The organism is Bacteroides sp. 3_1_13 (genome assembly GCF_001185845.1).
GTDB lineage: Bacteria > Bacteroidota > Bacteroidia > Bacteroidales > Bacteroidaceae > Bacteroides > Bacteroides xylanisolvens.
In genome coordinates this window covers 278,252-293,739 of sequence record NZ_KQ236955.1, presented here as the reverse complement: position 1 = coordinate 293,739, position 15,488 = coordinate 278,252, and the positions used below count along the sequence as shown (strand labels likewise).

At 42.1% G+C, this 15,488-nt stretch carries 6 protein-coding genes, 2 tRNA genes, 2 rRNA genes and 1 pseudogene; 7 read left to right on the top strand and 4 right to left on the bottom strand.

Going from position 1 to position 15,488, the window contains the following annotated elements; genetic code table 11:
* Positions 1–46 precede the first annotated feature (46 nt).
* The 4 genes from HMPREF9009_RS01060 to HMPREF9009_RS01045 all read right to left on the bottom strand — a co-directional run bounded on the left by HMPREF9009_RS01060 (position 47) and on the right by HMPREF9009_RS01045 (position 5,347).
* Positions 47–1,390 (bottom strand): membrane lipoprotein lipid attachment site-containing protein, encoded by a 1,344-nt coding sequence (locus tag HMPREF9009_RS01060; RefSeq protein WP_049701220.1) that lies wholly within the window; start codon positions 1,388–1,390, stop codon positions 47–49.
* Positions 1,391–1,584: 194 nt separating this feature from the next.
* Entirely contained in the window at positions 1,585–3,132 is a 1,548-nt protein-coding gene (locus HMPREF9009_RS01055) for a DUF3868 domain-containing protein (RefSeq protein WP_049701219.1), read from the bottom strand.
* A 10-nt stretch (positions 3,133–3,142) separates the two neighbouring features.
* Positions 3,143–3,730, bottom strand: a complete 588-nt coding sequence (locus HMPREF9009_RS01050) for a DUF3575 domain-containing protein (protein ID WP_049701218.1) — start codon at positions 3,728–3,730, stop codon at positions 3,143–3,145.
* A 438-nt stretch (positions 3,731–4,168) separates the two neighbouring features.
* Entirely contained in the window at positions 4,169–5,347 is a 1,179-nt protein-coding gene (locus tag HMPREF9009_RS01045; RefSeq protein WP_049701217.1) for a tyrosine-type recombinase/integrase, read from the bottom strand.
* Between the two features lie 223 nt (positions 5,348–5,570).
* Between HMPREF9009_RS01045 and HMPREF9009_RS01040 the strand changes: the two genes are divergently transcribed.
* The 7 genes and pseudogenes from HMPREF9009_RS01040 to HMPREF9009_RS01010 all read left to right on the top strand — a co-directional run bounded on the left by HMPREF9009_RS01040 (position 5,571) and on the right by HMPREF9009_RS01010 (position 15,460).
* The gene (locus HMPREF9009_RS01040) at positions 5,571–6,575 is read left to right on the top strand and encodes an aldo/keto reductase (RefSeq protein ID WP_049701216.1); all 1,005 of its coding nucleotides are present in this window, start codon (positions 5,571–5,573) and stop codon (positions 6,573–6,575) included.
* Positions 6,576–6,818: 243 nt separating this feature from the next.
* Complete coding sequence (locus HMPREF9009_RS01035; RefSeq protein ID WP_008016308.1) at positions 6,819–8,018, top strand: DUF7689 domain-containing protein; 1,200 nt, start codon at positions 6,819–6,821, stop codon at positions 8,016–8,018.
* A 296-nt stretch (positions 8,019–8,314) separates the two neighbouring features.
* Positions 8,315–8,599 (top strand): annotated as a pseudogene (locus tag HMPREF9009_RS26090) (transposase); the annotation flags it as partial.
* Positions 8,600–10,463: 1,864 nt separating this feature from the next.
* A 16S ribosomal RNA gene (locus HMPREF9009_RS01025) occupies positions 10,464–11,992 on the top strand.
* A 207-nt stretch (positions 11,993–12,199) separates the two neighbouring features.
* Positions 12,200–12,276 (top strand) — tRNA-Ile (locus HMPREF9009_RS01020).
* A gap of 70 nt (positions 12,277–12,346) precedes the next feature.
* Positions 12,347–12,420: transfer RNA gene (locus tag HMPREF9009_RS01015), tRNA-Ala, on the top strand.
* A gap of 160 nt (positions 12,421–12,580) precedes the next feature.
* Positions 12,581–15,460: ribosomal RNA gene (locus tag HMPREF9009_RS01010) — 23S ribosomal RNA — on the top strand.
* Together the 16S and 23S rRNA genes with 2 tRNA genes alongside form the textbook arrangement of a ribosomal RNA operon.
* Positions 15,461–15,488 lie beyond the last annotated feature (28 nt).

The following is a 15,488-nucleotide window of genomic DNA, read 5'->3' as shown; positions in this document are numbered from 1 at the left end:
TCCCCCCTTTTTTTATGCGTCGTTTAACGTCCGGTAATGGTCGTAATTACCACTCGGGTTTCACGTTGACAATGGTCCACTCGGTGATCTTGACAAGAACGTCGAGGTCTTTGCCTACCGGTTCCGGATTCGGGTCTGTCGGGTCTACGGGTTCCGGTATTTCAGGACCAACTGTACCGTTAGCGGTAACTTTCAGCTTGGCGGAATATTGATTGATATTAATATCGGTGGCATTCAGTACATATACTTTGCCGGCATCGAAAGAGGTAACCAATGCATCCGCAACTTTCAATGCACGGATTGTCAGCCATCGGGTGGAGGCTGTACCGCTTGCGTTAGTGGCAAGTTTCAGGACGAAGTGCGGCATACTTGTTTTTACATCGGTAGTGCTGGCACCTGTGCCGTTTGTCGCTGTTTGAGGGAATAAATTGTATGCGATAACTTTGTCTGCTTCTACAGTGGTATCGAACATTTTTTCCATATCACCATCTATTTTATATTTATCCTTAGCTGCATCGTTCCAGTCACCTGTACCGTTGTTGGCATTTATGACCAGATTTCCACCTTTGGTGAGAGGAATATTATTCATATAATATCCGTCAATATCTGTAATCGTGTATGCAGCATCGTATTCATACGTGACAGTGTATGTGAAGCTCCATGTCGGATCGGGAGAGCCCGGATTTGCTTTTCTCCACGCTTCTTGAGCGGCCTTTTCTGCCGCTGTAATTGTAGCATCGCTTACATGGTCTTTAGCCTGATCTTTTGTTCCGTTTTCAACTCCGCTTGGTAGTGTACCGCTTGCTGAACTATTCACCTTAATGTCTGATGCCTTGCCGTGAAACTCGAAACGTGACAATACAGGCGCCACGGAAACTTCGACACTGTAAAGGTCGTTCGTGCTGCCGTCTGTTCTTTCCCCTCCTGGTGTTTTCAATGTGATATCTTCAGGTGTACCACGATATTCCATCTTCGTGTATCCTATCTGCAAGTCATTAATGTCGGCAGCACTCTTATCGACGTTCATATAAACGTTCACTTTAGTCGTAGCGCTGGGAATGTTGCTAATATTAACGGGTTTGCGGCCAGCAGCAGCGGCAGTCTGGTCGTCACCTTTTGCCGTAGCTACCTGCTCGGGTGTAAAGTCATACGTGCCAAGCGAAGCATTGGATGCGTTGAAATACTCGATGGTAATGTTTTGAATATTGCTTCTGACCGCTGTTATTGCTGTGGTCACTTTGTCATCGCTCATTCTCGTTTTAGGAGTAGCGACATCAAAAGAAAAATCGAGTGATTTCAGGTTCGTTGTTTCTTGGGTCACCTCGTTGTTCTCATTGGAACAAGCGGAGAGAGTGGCGGCGAATAAAGCCATGAAAATAATTTTCTTCATTGTTTTTATAAATAAAATGTTTAATAATTGCGTCAGCTTTTGCTTTAGCTTTTGTTTTGCCCGTTTGATAGTTTGGTCCCTAAACAAACTATAGGTGAATGCTTACCTGTAGGAGGTTGTTTTTTGTTATGCTTTCCTGTTTTTTAAAAGTGTTTATAAATCAGTTATTTATCTCTGTTATTAATCTTTGTTGTTCATCTCTGCTGTTTTTTCTTTGACTGTTGTTGCCTGATAAGAATGGCATTCTCCTGCTTCTTTGCCATTTCTGCCAGATTTTGCTTGGCTTCCGGCAGTCCGGCTTCCATTGCTTTGTTCAGGTGTGATGCTGCTTTGTCATAGTTGCCGCAAAGCGTTTCCAGTACTCCCATTGTGTTGTGGTATTCGGGGATATCGAGTGATTTTTCTATTTTGCTCAAATATCGCTTGGCGTAGACCGTATCTTTGCGTGACAACGCGGCTGCTGCTGCATTCAGATTGGCGGTCACGTCGTCGGGATATAGTTTTACGGCAGTTTCGAACAGGTCGATAAATTCTTGTGATCCCTTTTCGTAGGTGTTGGCAACAAGGAACATCTCATTCAAGCTAAGGTTTTGCGGACGGCTTTTGAATACCTCTTTAGCCTGTTCGATGCTGAAATTTCTGACGTCAAAGTCAATCTTACAAATCGCTTTGCGAAGTAAGGGGCAGAACTCCCGGATGATGTATCTGTATGGCTCGCCGCCTTTCAGGTTCATCAATGTTTTTTTTCGCCTCACTTGGGCAGCGTAGTCACATTCGGCCGGGAAAGACCCGATGAACTCCAAAACTTCTTTACGATACGGCATTTGGGACGCCTCTACACATTCTTTGAGTCCGTCCCAGTTCTCACCCGCGAAAGCGACTTTGTATAAACTCCGCGGATAATCGAATTGTGAAGCCAAATAATCGGTCAGTGCTTTGGCCCGGCCTTCGGACAACCGTTGATTGTTGGACAGCAAGCCTTCCGGTGAAGCGTAGCCGATTACGTTGATCGCGCGGACTGTGATGTCCGGGTCGTCTTTTATCCCGGCAACGAGGTCGGTGACTTTCTTCAGTTCCTGCGGATTATTCATGTAATCGGGGCGGATGTCGGTCTTGTTTACAACGAAATCCAGAAAAGCCTCGCTGATGATTTCGCGTCTTTTTACCGGTTCGACGACAGGTTGCACGTATGCCATGCTGGGAGTTATTTCGTACGGCTCTATTATTTTCTCTAGCGTTATACGGTTGGCAAGCATGGTGATGCCTATCCTCCGCGCAGGATTGCCGCAGCCGCAAAGGTCTTCATACATATCCAGCTTTGCGTCCGCCATCCACGGATTGTATTTCACGGCTACGCTGTATGCAATTGTTTTTGCGTTCCCCGATTTGAATCCGGGGACGACTGCATACGGAGCTTCTGCGGCATACGCCGCTTTTTCCCGGTTGCTCATCAAGGCGGTTTCCCGTCGGTACACGTTATAGTTTTCACGTCCTTTGACGACTACTTCGGGCAGGTCCAGTCTGTCGCCTGCCGCTACCAGAGCGGGAACCAGGCTGATCGAACGACGTGAATCTACGTTTACCCCGGAAATGTCGAAAGAGAGTTTCACGTACACTGAATCCCCTTCTTGTTGCAGGGACAGCGTCGTGACGTGTATTTTCCCGGAATACTCTTTTTGCTGTGCTGATGTGTTCGTGCAGAACAACAACACGATGACGAATAGCATATATTGTCTTTTCATGTTTGTTTGTCTATTTAAGGTAATATATCAGTGATATTCCTGCTTTCGTAGGACCGAAATAATTTCTGCTTTCTGTTCCGATCTTTTCGCCGCACTTTTGGCATTTGTACTTGTCATAGTACAAGCGTGCATATCCGATTCCTAGATTGGCTTCAATACTCCATCGTATGCCTAGAAAGAAGTTGTAGCCGTATGAAATTCCCCCTCCGTAGCCATAGCCTTCGAAGCGGTATTCTTTAGAACCTTTTCCGAATATGAGTGGCAAATCCTGTTGCGCAATATTATATTGGCTACCGAGAACGTGCACTCCGAGAAAGTGTCCGGAGAAGCGTTGGCATAGCCAGTAACGATATTCTATTTCGCCTAGCCAGTGGACTAGTTTTTTGTTGTTTTCAGCCGTTCCGTCAAGATTCCAGGGATTATAGCCGCCGCCTAAATCGAGTGTGCTTCTTTTACCCAAACCTATTTCAAGACTAAGATTCGGGGTATAGGTATAACCTCCGTAAAGTAAATTTGTTTTTATGGCTATATCCTGCGCTCTCGAGTATGAAACGAGGAGGGTTAGGATGAGGAGGGTGAAAATACTTCTTATTTTCATTATATTTACTTGTTGATTATTTTTGTATGTGTGTTTTTAAGTTTGTACTATTTGCCAGTTTGTTTCGTTAATTGAAAAAAATGTAATATCTGCCTATTCTTTCTCTTCAAAAGAGACGGAATAAAACTTGTATTATGTATGTAATTATCTTATAATTAGATGTATAGTTGTGTGTTTGGTTGGCAAAAAGTTCCTTTTATTTATGAAATATGGGTAAATATATTTGCGGTAAATTGAATTCATTGTGGGCTGATTATTTTGAATATAGCTTAAATATTGTTTGAGAAATACTTGCGAGTAAAGATTTAAATTGTTTATTTTGCAAATAAATATTTTATTCCGTCTCTTTTGAAGAGAAAGAATTGCAGTGAACAATAATTTGTAAATCAATTGATTATGCATAGACTTTAATTCCATCTTGCAGTCCTGCATATATTCTTATATACCGGAAATCAGTTTGGCATTAGCATCATCAATCACGGACCTGTCAAGAGATGAGAGATATATTCGGGTTGTCTTTTCGCTATTATGTCCCATACTTTCACTGATGATTTGTGTAGATATACCTTTTTTCTTGGCTAGTGTAGCCCAACTATGGCGCGCCACGTATGAAGTCAAAGGTTTGGGAAGTCCCATGAAGCCGGAGATTTTCTTTAAATGAATATTATGAAGTCTCAAGGCACTATCATAATTCTGTGTACTTTCTGATAAAACAGGAAATAAGAAAGTTCCGTTACTGTAATGAGAGTATCTATCAATAATAGTTTTTAAGCATATTTCTAGTTTTATGCTAAGTTCTTGTCCGGTCTTATGGCGTCGGTAAATAATATATTCTCCTTGAATATTCTCTTTGGTTAGGTACGCCAGATCAATAAAAGCCATCCCTCGTGCATAAAAGCTGAACATAAACATATCGCGTGAAAAAGCCAATCGTGGTTTTGACGATAAATCCAATGTTTTTAATCTTGATATGACATCTTCGTCTATTGCCCGTTTGATGGTTTTATCATTGCCTACGAATACTTTTTTAAATGGATGCTTTTGTTCTGTATAGCTTTCTTCGACAGCTCTATTATAAATGGCTCTTAGGTTTCGCATATAGAATGAAATAGTATTATTACATATCTGCTGCTTTTTCAGATATCTTTCGTAGTCTGAAATAAGTTTAGGAGTCAGTTCTTCGAAAGAAATGTCAACTCCGTTTCTGAACCGGAGGAAACTTTTTACTGAAGCTATATATGATTTTGCGGTTCGGGGTTGGTTCTTGATATACAAATCATTTGTGACACTCTTGCTGAATACGGATAATAGGCTTTCACCTTGAATTTTTTTGAAAAGTTTGATGATGGTATCAATGTTGTTTTCACTTGTCAGAATGTGCTGAAGGTGTCGAATATCCCGGATGATGGAGTTTTCAATGAGTTGCAGTTCATATCTGCGCTGATATTCGGCATTTGATATCGCAATTAGCGAACGCTTGTCATTCCACTCGTGTGAATGAATCTTATACGGAGTTGTTATCTCTCTGTATTCTTTATTCCTTGTCAACAGATAATAGATGGTTCCTTTCTTTTTCTTAATTGTTGATTCTCTGAATTTAACCTTGATAGTTATCATATTTTTCTATTTTTTTTAGGTAACGTGGACTACCGGCTATTGTTTTTTGTAAGGGGTAGAACGGTTTTATATTTTTGTTTAATTGTCTCAAGTAAAGAGACTGTCAGGGTTGTTATGGAAATTTTATTTAAATAATGCTGCCGTAAAATTTAGGCTGGTTCAAAAGTATTATTAAAATATATTTTCCTTTCTTTGTGAAAGGAAAATATAAACATTCTGTTTTATGGAAAACTCTTTCAGTTATCAGCCGGCAGCCGGACGCTACGAACGTATGCCCTATAAATATTGTGGCAAGAGCGGCTTGCAGTTACCTTTAATCTCTTTGGGGTTGTGGCACAACTTCGGTAGTGTGGACAATTTCGATGTAGCAACCGACATGATTAAGTATGCGTTCGATCATGGTGTCACCCATTTCGACCTGGCAAACAATTACGGTCCTGTTCCCGGAAGTGCTGAAACCAATTTCGGACGAATCTTGCGAGAGAACTTCCAGGGTTATCGGGATGAAATGATCATCTCTTCCAAAGCCGGACATGACATGTGGGCTGGCCCTTATGGCGGAAATAGCTCTCGTAAAAATCTGATGGCGAGCATTGACCAAAGTCTCCGTCGGACAGGGTTGGAGTATTTCGACATCTTTTATAGCCATCGTTATGATGGAGTTACTCCGGTCGAAGAAACCATTCAGACATTGATTGATATCGTGAAACAAGGGAAAGCGCTGTATATCGGAATCTCCAAATATCCTCCCGAACAAGCACGTATGGCCTACGAAATGATGACAAAAGCCGGTGTTCCCTGTCTCATCAGCCAGTATCGGTATAGTATGTTCGACCGTGAGGTGGAGGCGGAAACACTTCCGCTGGCAGCAGAATATGGTTCCGGTTTCATCGCCTTTTCTCCTTTGGCGCAAGGACTGTTGACAGATAAATACTTGAATGGTATTCCGGAAGGTTCTCGTGCCGCACGTTCTTCGGGTTTTCTCCAGCTTTCGCAAGTGACGCCTGAAAAGGTAGAAGCCGCCCGCCAGTTGAATGAAATAGCCCTCCGACGTGGACAAACACTTGCTGAAATGGCACTGGCATGGGTATTGAAAGACGAACGGATGACTTCGGTGATTGTGGGCGCAAGCTCTGTCAACCAGTTGGCCGACAATTTAAAAGCGTTGGATCATTTGGAATTCACGGCAGATGAGTTGAAAGAGATCGAACAGATTTTACCTGAATAATTTCAGTCTGAATCGTATGCTGATTTCACCTTATTATTGAAAATGATAAGGTGAAGTCATCTATTTTAAGGATGCTCCTGTCCAGTCATATACATATTTCCAAGATTTAACCATGCGATTGCATCTCCTCTGGCTGCTGCTATTTTAAAATATTCAAAAGGTTTTTAAAGTCACTAGCATCTATATCATTTAATAACAAAAGAATGGAATATTATTGAGTAAAAAAACAGAAAAGTGTTAGGAATGCTCGAAAAAAATATATACATTCGTATAATATTCACCTTAAATACTTGTGATATGAAGCAATTAACTGTAGTATTCGCTCTGTTGTGTATTTTTGCTTGTAGTAGCGAAGATATTGTAAGTACCGTTGAGGAATCTGTAAAGCCGGCTAATGAAGTGGCTATACAAACTGTTAATTTGCTTGATAGCCTTGAAATTATGGATTATATTTATAGCATTATTGGACCGATGGCTAAGACACGATCAAATCTACCAGGGGGAGGGTATATTCTTCCTGATAATTGGGATTCTCAATTAACAGATGAACAGCGCGAATTGATCAGGAACTCTTTCCCACGACCTCTCTTTTCTGCTGAAAGGAATGCTTTAAGGAAATCGTTTCCTTTAGTTGAATATTCCAATACAGTTGTTATGAATTATCCGTCATCTGGATATAATTGTTTTGCCTATTCGTTGGGGTTTAATAATAAGTGGATAGAGTTTAGTACTTGGGATCAAGTAAGATATGGATATGAAAATGCGAGTTCCGTGTATCATGCCGCTTATGATTACATGAAAGGGGCAACCTCAATATCAAGATACTATCCTGTAGTTTGGGGTTGGGGAAATACCCCTCTGCATGCATCTCTTGGAGGTAGTCCCCATTGCGAGGCACCTTATTCTAAGATGGGGCGTATGTGGCTATTGTGGCACCTTGTAAGTGTGTTTTCTAATGGAATGTATGGAGTTCCTGTGGAAACCTATGGGGCAGTTTCTCCTACCCGTAGTCTAAGTGAAATAGATGCTAATGCAATGAAAGAAATAAGTGAGGATATTCACGAAAATATAATCTTCTCACCGGATGAGTTGATGATGATTGCTAGAAAAGTAAAAACATGTAGAGATAGTTCAAGGTTTGAATCTTTGTTTAATGAATGGAAGGAAGCATGGCATTACTCGCTTAGTAATAACACTGCTACTACAAGAAATTTACCTCAATATGCCGATTTAAAGGCTATGGGAAAAGAAATCATCCCATTATTGATTGAGAAGATGGTAACAGAAGAGGATAATTTCTTTGCAATAAGATTGTATGAAGATCTACAAGATAATCCTAATCTGATAATACGATATGCGAACGATGATCCACACCAACTTGAAGGATTACAACAAACAACCAAAAAAACTATAAAGAAGTGGTTAGAATATAATTCCAATTAAAGTTATCTTGGGAATGATAGGTTGTTGGATATTGCGTATACCTTTAAATTAAGAATATCGGCTCAAATTGGGCCGATATTTGAATATAAATATTCAAGAAATGGGATATCAATAATAATAGAGATAAGTCTGTTTTTAGGATCTTTTGCTGGAGTGTTTCTCGTTTGATTTTACTGTGAAAAACTTATTTGTAGTCTTAATCGAAAAATGGATTTTTGAGGTAAAGAAAATATGAATAATATTTCTCTGCTTTTGAAAGAACTGAATGTCATATGTGAGGATTATGAACGTAGGGAAAACTTACTGAATACTTTCAGTTCACATCGGATATGCATCGTATGATTTATACCATAAATACAGTTGAGGACTGTCATCATCAGATACGGAAAGTGACAAAAAAACAAGGGCGTGTTCCCTAACAACACCGCCCTTAAAAAACTGTTTTACCTCGCTTATCGCAATATATGTAAGAAATGGACCATGTCATACTGGCTAACTGGGGAGCTAGTGCACGACAACTGGCGATAAAATTTGTAGATAGGTTTAAAATGTTGCAATTTTACGTCCGTTGGGACGGGTAGTCCTGCTCCTTGGCGCTGGTCGTTCACCGACCGATGAGATTGAATGAGAATAAAGCATACATAGTTTAATTTACACATCTCCCTGCCTGGTGAATGATTCCTCTTGTTCTTTTCTTCTGCAAACGATTTTTCATTTTCATTTCTCATATTCTCATAAATAATACGGTAATTATATGTAAATCAATAATATAATAGTATGAGAAATAAAATATAAAATGGTATTTCTCATACTATTTCTATCATTTATCCTTAAAAATGATGCATTTCTCATAGGTTTTAAATCGTTTCTCATCTTATTCTCATACTCCTTTTATCTATTTTACTCCTTTCTCATGCATTATGGCTGTATCTTTTCCCAGACTCTCGTCGAACTTTACGATTATTCCTTTTTCTTATGTCGTTTATTAAGCAACTTCCTATTGTTTACTGCTTTCCTGTGTATCATGCACCTTATATCCTTATGCTTTTCCTTAATCATTACCATTTTTTCCTACTACTATCTGTATCGTTGCACTCGAGTGAACAGATCGTTTCACTCGAGTAGACGGTTCTTTCTACTCTAGTGCACAGGCCTGTTCACTCGAGTGCAACGATACAGATGCAGGTAGGAAAATATGCGAATGTCTGCTCTATATACTTTCAATAAGCACTGATAATGTATTGTAAAGCTGTGTCTAGTCTGGTATTCAACCTGGTCTTTAGTTTAGGATCTAGCTTGAGAATTTATAGCATAAATAGTCAAAATACTATGAGAAATACCTTGAAAAGGTATGAGAAATGCACTGTTTTCAGTATAAAACGCTGGTAATACTATGAGAAATGCCTTTTTTATTTTATTTCTCATAGTGTTATATTGATGATTTACAGTTGATTATTGTGCAACCTATGAGAATATGAGAAATGAAAATGAGAAATCATTTCTAGTGGCGCTGCGTCGCTGAATATCCTGTATTCTGCTGGTCATGCCCAATTAACCATTCCAATTAATCCATCCCCTTTAATAATCCCCTTTAATAATCTCCTTTTGTAATGTCCCTTTGTGGTATATCCCTAGTATTCTTTTTACATTTCGTTCTTTTTCTTGTTTTCCTTCTATATCATCTTCTTGTCTCTTTCTTCCTGTTGTCTTTTTCTCAGCTGTAATTCGACTGTAATTTTGTTATTTCTTTCTTCTGCATCTTTTTCTCTCTTGCGTTCGCCTACGCGCCCGCGTGTGATATAATAATGTGTCTCATGTGTACCGTTTCCGCCCCCAATCCACTCATGATAAAAAAATATGTTCTACAACATCATTATCCTTCAGCACTTTAGCAGATTCTTTCAAAAAAACTTCGAAAAAAGAGTTTAATATATTTGGATTGTATACCAAAAGGGTGTACTTTTGCACCCGCTTTCCAAGAGAAGAAAGCCTTGCAGAATTGACATAGTGAAAAAGCGAAATTGTGCTTAAAGAAAAGAACAAAAAAACTTCCGAAAAGTTTTGGAGGATAATAAATAAAGTTCTTATCTTTGCAGTCCGATTCGCAAAGAAAACGGCCTTTGTTTTTCTTTTATACATTTTTTCCCTTTCGCATAGAGAGCCTGAGAAATGAGTAAAAAGAAAAAATAAAAAAAACTTCCGAAAAAGTTTGGTAGTTAAAAATAAAGCCTTTACCTTTGCACCCGCTTTTAAAACGAAAGCAGCAAGTTCTTTGAAATATTGATAAACAATACAAGTAGTACAAGTAAAAAAAAAGAACCGTCAATACTTGTCCGAGAGAGTAGCGATACGATTGAAGATAATAGGTATTTGAATAAGGTCAATAAAATTACGGCGTCCTGAACAGAGCAAAAAATCATCTTAACAGATGAAAACAATACTTTTACAATGAAGAGTTTGATCCTGGCTCAGGATGAACGCTAGCTACAGGCTTAACACATGCAAGTCGAGGGGCAGCATTTTAGTTTGCTTGCAAACTAAAGATGGCGACCGGCGCACGGGTGAGTAACACGTATCCAACCTGCCGATAACTCGGGGATAGCCTTTCGAAAGAAAGATTAATATCCGATAGTATATTAAAACCGCATGGTTTTACTATTAAAGAATTTCGGTTATCGATGGGGATGCGTTCCATTAGTTTGTTGGCGGGGTAACGGCCCACCAAGACTACGATGGATAGGGGTTCTGAGAGGAAGGTCCCCCACATTGGAACTGAGACACGGTCCAAACTCCTACGGGAGGCAGCAGTGAGGAATATTGGTCAATGGACGAGAGTCTGAACCAGCCAAGTAGCGTGAAGGATGACTGCCCTATGGGTTGTAAACTTCTTTTATATGGGAATAAAGTATTCCACGTGTGGGATTTTGTATGTACCATATGAATAAGGATCGGCTAACTCCGTGCCAGCAGCCGCGGTAATACGGAGGATCCGAGCGTTATCCGGATTTATTGGGTTTAAAGGGAGCGTAGGTGGATTGTTAAGTCAGTTGTGAAAGTTTGCGGCTCAACCGTAAAATTGCAGTTGAAACTGGCAGTCTTGAGTACAGTAGAGGTGGGCGGAATTCGTGGTGTAGCGGTGAAATGCTTAGATATCACGAAGAACTCCGATTGCGAAGGCAGCTCACTAGACTGCAACTGACACTGATGCTCGAAAGTGTGGGTATCAAACAGGATTAGATACCCTGGTAGTCCACACAGTAAACGATGAATACTCGCTGTTTGCGATATACAGTAAGCGGCCAAGCGAAAGCATTAAGTATTCCACCTGGGGAGTACGCCGGCAACGGTGAAACTCAAAGGAATTGACGGGGGCCCGCACAAGCGGAGGAACATGTGGTTTAATTCGATGATACGCGAGGAACCTTACCCGGGCTTAAATTGCATTTGAATAATCTGGAAACAGGTTAGCCGCAAGGCAAATGTGAAGGTGCTGCATGGTTGTCGTCAGCTCGTGCCGTGAGGTGTCGGCTTAAGTGCCATAACGAGCGCAACCCTTATCTTTAGTTACTAACAGGTCATGCTGAGGACTCTAGAGAGACTGCCGTCGTAAGATGTGAGGAAGGTGGGGATGACGTCAAATCAGCACGGCCCTTACGTCCGGGGCTACACACGTGTTACAATGGGGGGTACAGAAGGCAGCTACCTGGCGACAGGATGCTAATCCCAAAAACCTCTCTCAGTTCGGATCGAAGTCTGCAACCCGACTTCGTGAAGCTGGATTCGCTAGTAATCGCGCATCAGCCATGGCGCGGTGAATACGTTCCCGGGCCTTGTACACACCGCCCGTCAAGCCATGAAAGCCGGGGGTACCTGAAGTACGTAACCGCAAGGAGCGTCCTAGGGTAAAACTGGTAATTGGGGCTAAGTCGTAACAAGGTAGCCGTACCGGAAGGTGCGGCTGGAACACCTCCTTTCTGGAGCGATGTCGTAAGACGATGCAATTCTACATGAATAATGTAAAACGGCCATCGTTAAAAATAATGACTTTAAAGGTTCTGTTTTTTGTACTACTGGTACTTGTTTATTTATAATATATAGATCAACCATCTATAGAAGTATAGATAGAGATAAACAAGAGAAAAAAGAAGCCGAGTCTAACATCAGGTAGACAAGGTTGAACTAGTCCTATAGCTCAGTTGGTTAGAGCGCTACACTGATAATGTAGAGGTCGGCAGTTCAACTCTGCCTGGGACTACCAAGCTCAAGAATGAGGAACAGCGAAAGCTAAAAGCTAAAAGCTAAAAAACAAAATTCTTGAATAACCTCTTGGGGGATTAGCTCAGCTGGCTAGAGCATCTGCCTTGCACGCAGAGGGTCAACGGTTCGAATCCGTTATTCTCCACTCTCTCTGAAAAAGAGAAACGATCTTTGACATGATGTACAAAAAGTAAAATTTTAGTAAGAGCTAAAAGTATATATCAAACCGTACGTGTTCGAGTACGCAATATTGATAGAAGGAAGCAATTCTACTACCAATACCAGTACGAGAATAAAACGTTTGAAAGAAAGTAAGCAAGGGCGCATGGCGGATGCCTTGGCTCTCGGAGGCGATGAAGGACGTGATAAGCTGCGATAAGCTTCGGGCAGGTGCAAATAACCTTTGATCCGAAGATTTCCGAATGGGACAACCCGTCATTCTGAAGGAATGACATCTTGCATAGCAAGAGGCTAACGCAGGGAACTGAAACATCTTAGTACCTGTAGGAAAAGAAAATAATAATGATTCCCCAAGTAGTGGCGAGCGAACGGGGATTAGCCCAAACCAATGTTGTTACGGCAATATTGGGGTTGTAGGACCACGATGTCGCAAGAACTTTAGTGAGAAGAATTCTTTGGAAAATGAAACCATAGACGGTGATAGTCCGGTATTCGAAGCTAAATGAAGCGTAGTGGTATCCTGAGTAGCGCGGGACACGAGGAATCTTGCGTGAATCTGCCGGGACCATCCGGTAAGGCTAAATACTCCCGAGAGACCGATAGCGAACCAGTACTGTGAAGGAAAGGTGAAAAGCACTTCGAATAGAAGAGTGAAATAGTCCCTGAAACCGTGCGCCTACAAGCGGTCGGAGCAGCGTAAGTTGTGACGGCGTGCCTTTTGCATAATGAACCTACGAGTTACTTTTTCCGGCAAGGTTAAGCATTTCAAAATGTGTAGCCGAAGCGAAAGCGAGTCTGAACAGGGCGATTAGTCGGAAGGAGTAGACGCGAAACCAAGTGATCTACCCTTGGTCAGGTTGAAGGTTAGGTAACACTAACTGGAGGACCGAACCGATAAGCGTTGAAAAGCTTCCGGATGAACTGAGGGTGGGGGTGAAAGGCTAATCAAACTTGGAGATAGCTCGTACTCCCCGAAATGCATTTAGGTGCAGCCTTGGGAATTACTACTGTGAGGTAGAGCGACTGATAAGATGCGAGGGCTTCACCGCCTATCAAGTCTTGATAAACTCCGAATGCGCAGTAGTTCGATCCCAGGAGTGAGGGCATGGGTGCTAAGGTCCATGTCCTAAAGGAGAAGAATCCGGACCATCAGCTAAGGTCCCGAAATAATTGCTAAGTTGAACTAACGAAGTCAGATTGCTAAGACAGCTAGGATGTTGGCTTGGAAGCAGCCATTCATTTAAAGAGTGCGTAACAGCTCACTAGTCGAGGAGTTTGGCGTGGATAATAATCGGGCATTAAGCAATTTACCGAAGCTATGGGATCAGTAATGATCGGTAGGGGAGCATTCCACTCTGCGTCGAAGGTGAAGCGTGAGCTTTGCTGGAGCGTGTGGAAAAGCAAATGTAGGTATAAGTAACGATAAAGGGGGTGAGAAACCCCCTCGCCGAAAGACTAAGGTTTCCTGATCAACGCTAATCGGATCAGGGTTAGTCGGGTCCTAAGGCTCAGCCGAACGGTGAGGCCGATGGCAGAACAGGTTAATATTCCTGTACTACCTTAAGGAGTGACGTGGAGACGGAGCAGTGATAGCGCCGCGGACTGACGGAATAGTCCGTTGAAGGGTGTAGATGTTGATCTTTGCAGGCAAATCCACAAAGAGAGTCGAACCTGATAGTATGGAACGTTCTTCGGAACAATCCAATAGTGCGTGTAAGCATACTCCCAAGAAAATCCGCTAAACTTAATCTTTAAGGTACCCGTACCGCAAACGGACACACGTAGTCGGGTTGAATATACTAAGGCGCTTGAGTGATTCACGGTTAAGGAACTAGGCAAATTGACCCTGTAACTTCGGGATAAAGGGTCCCAACGAGAGTTGGGCGCAGAGAATAGGTCCAGGCAACTGTTTAACAAAAACACAGGGCTGTGCTAAATTGAAAGATTACGTATACAGCCTGACACCTGCCCGGTGCTGGAAGGTTAAGAGGAGATGTCATCGCAAGAGAAGCATTGAATTGAAGCCCCAGTAAACGGCGGCCGTAACTATAACGGTCCTAAGGTAGCGAAATTCCTTGTCGGGTAAGTTCCGACCTGCACGAATGGTGTAATGATCTGGACACTGTCTCAACCGTGAGCTCAGTGAAATTGTAGTATCGGTGAAGATGCCGATTACCCGCGATGGGACGAAAAGACCCCGTGAACCTTTACTATAGCTTAACATTGAATTTGGGTAATTGATGTGTAGGATAGGCCGGAGACTTTGAATCAGGTACGCCAGTATTTGTGGAGTCGCTGTTGAAATACGGCCCTTTGATTATTTGAGTTCTAACTCGTAGTTGCGAGGACACTGTTTGGTGGGTAGTTTGACTGGGGTGGTCGCCTCCAAAAGTGTAACGGAGGCTTCTAAAGGTGCCCTCAGGACGATTGGTAACCGTCCGTAGAGTGTAATGGCATAAGGGCGCTTGACTGGGAGACAGACAAGTCGATCAGGTAGGAAACTAGAGCATAGTGATCCGGTGTTTCCGCATGGAAGGGACATCGCTCAAAGGATAAAAGGTACTCCGGGGATAACAGGCTGATCCCTCCCAAGAGCTCATATCGACGGAGGGGTTTGGCACCTCGATGTCGGCTCGTCACATCCTGGGGCTGGAGAAGGTCCCAAGGGTTGGGCTGTTCGCCCATTAAAGTGGCACGCGAGCTGGGTTCAGAACGTCGTGAGACAGTTCGGTCTCTATCTATCGTGGGCGTATGAAATTTGCGTGGCTCTGACACTAGTACGAGAGGACCGTGTTGGACTGACCGCTGGTTTACCAGTTGTGCCGCCAGGTGCATCGCTGGGTATCTAAGTCGGGATTGGATAAGTGCTGAAAGCATCTAAGTACGAAGCCAGCCACAAGATTAGATTTCTTAGGGTCGTTAAAGACGATGACGTTGATAGGATGCAGGTGTAAAGGTGGTAACATCAAAGCCGAGCATTACTAATTGCCCGTTCACTTTCTTTCAAATATGTACCGGTTGGGTATATACGTT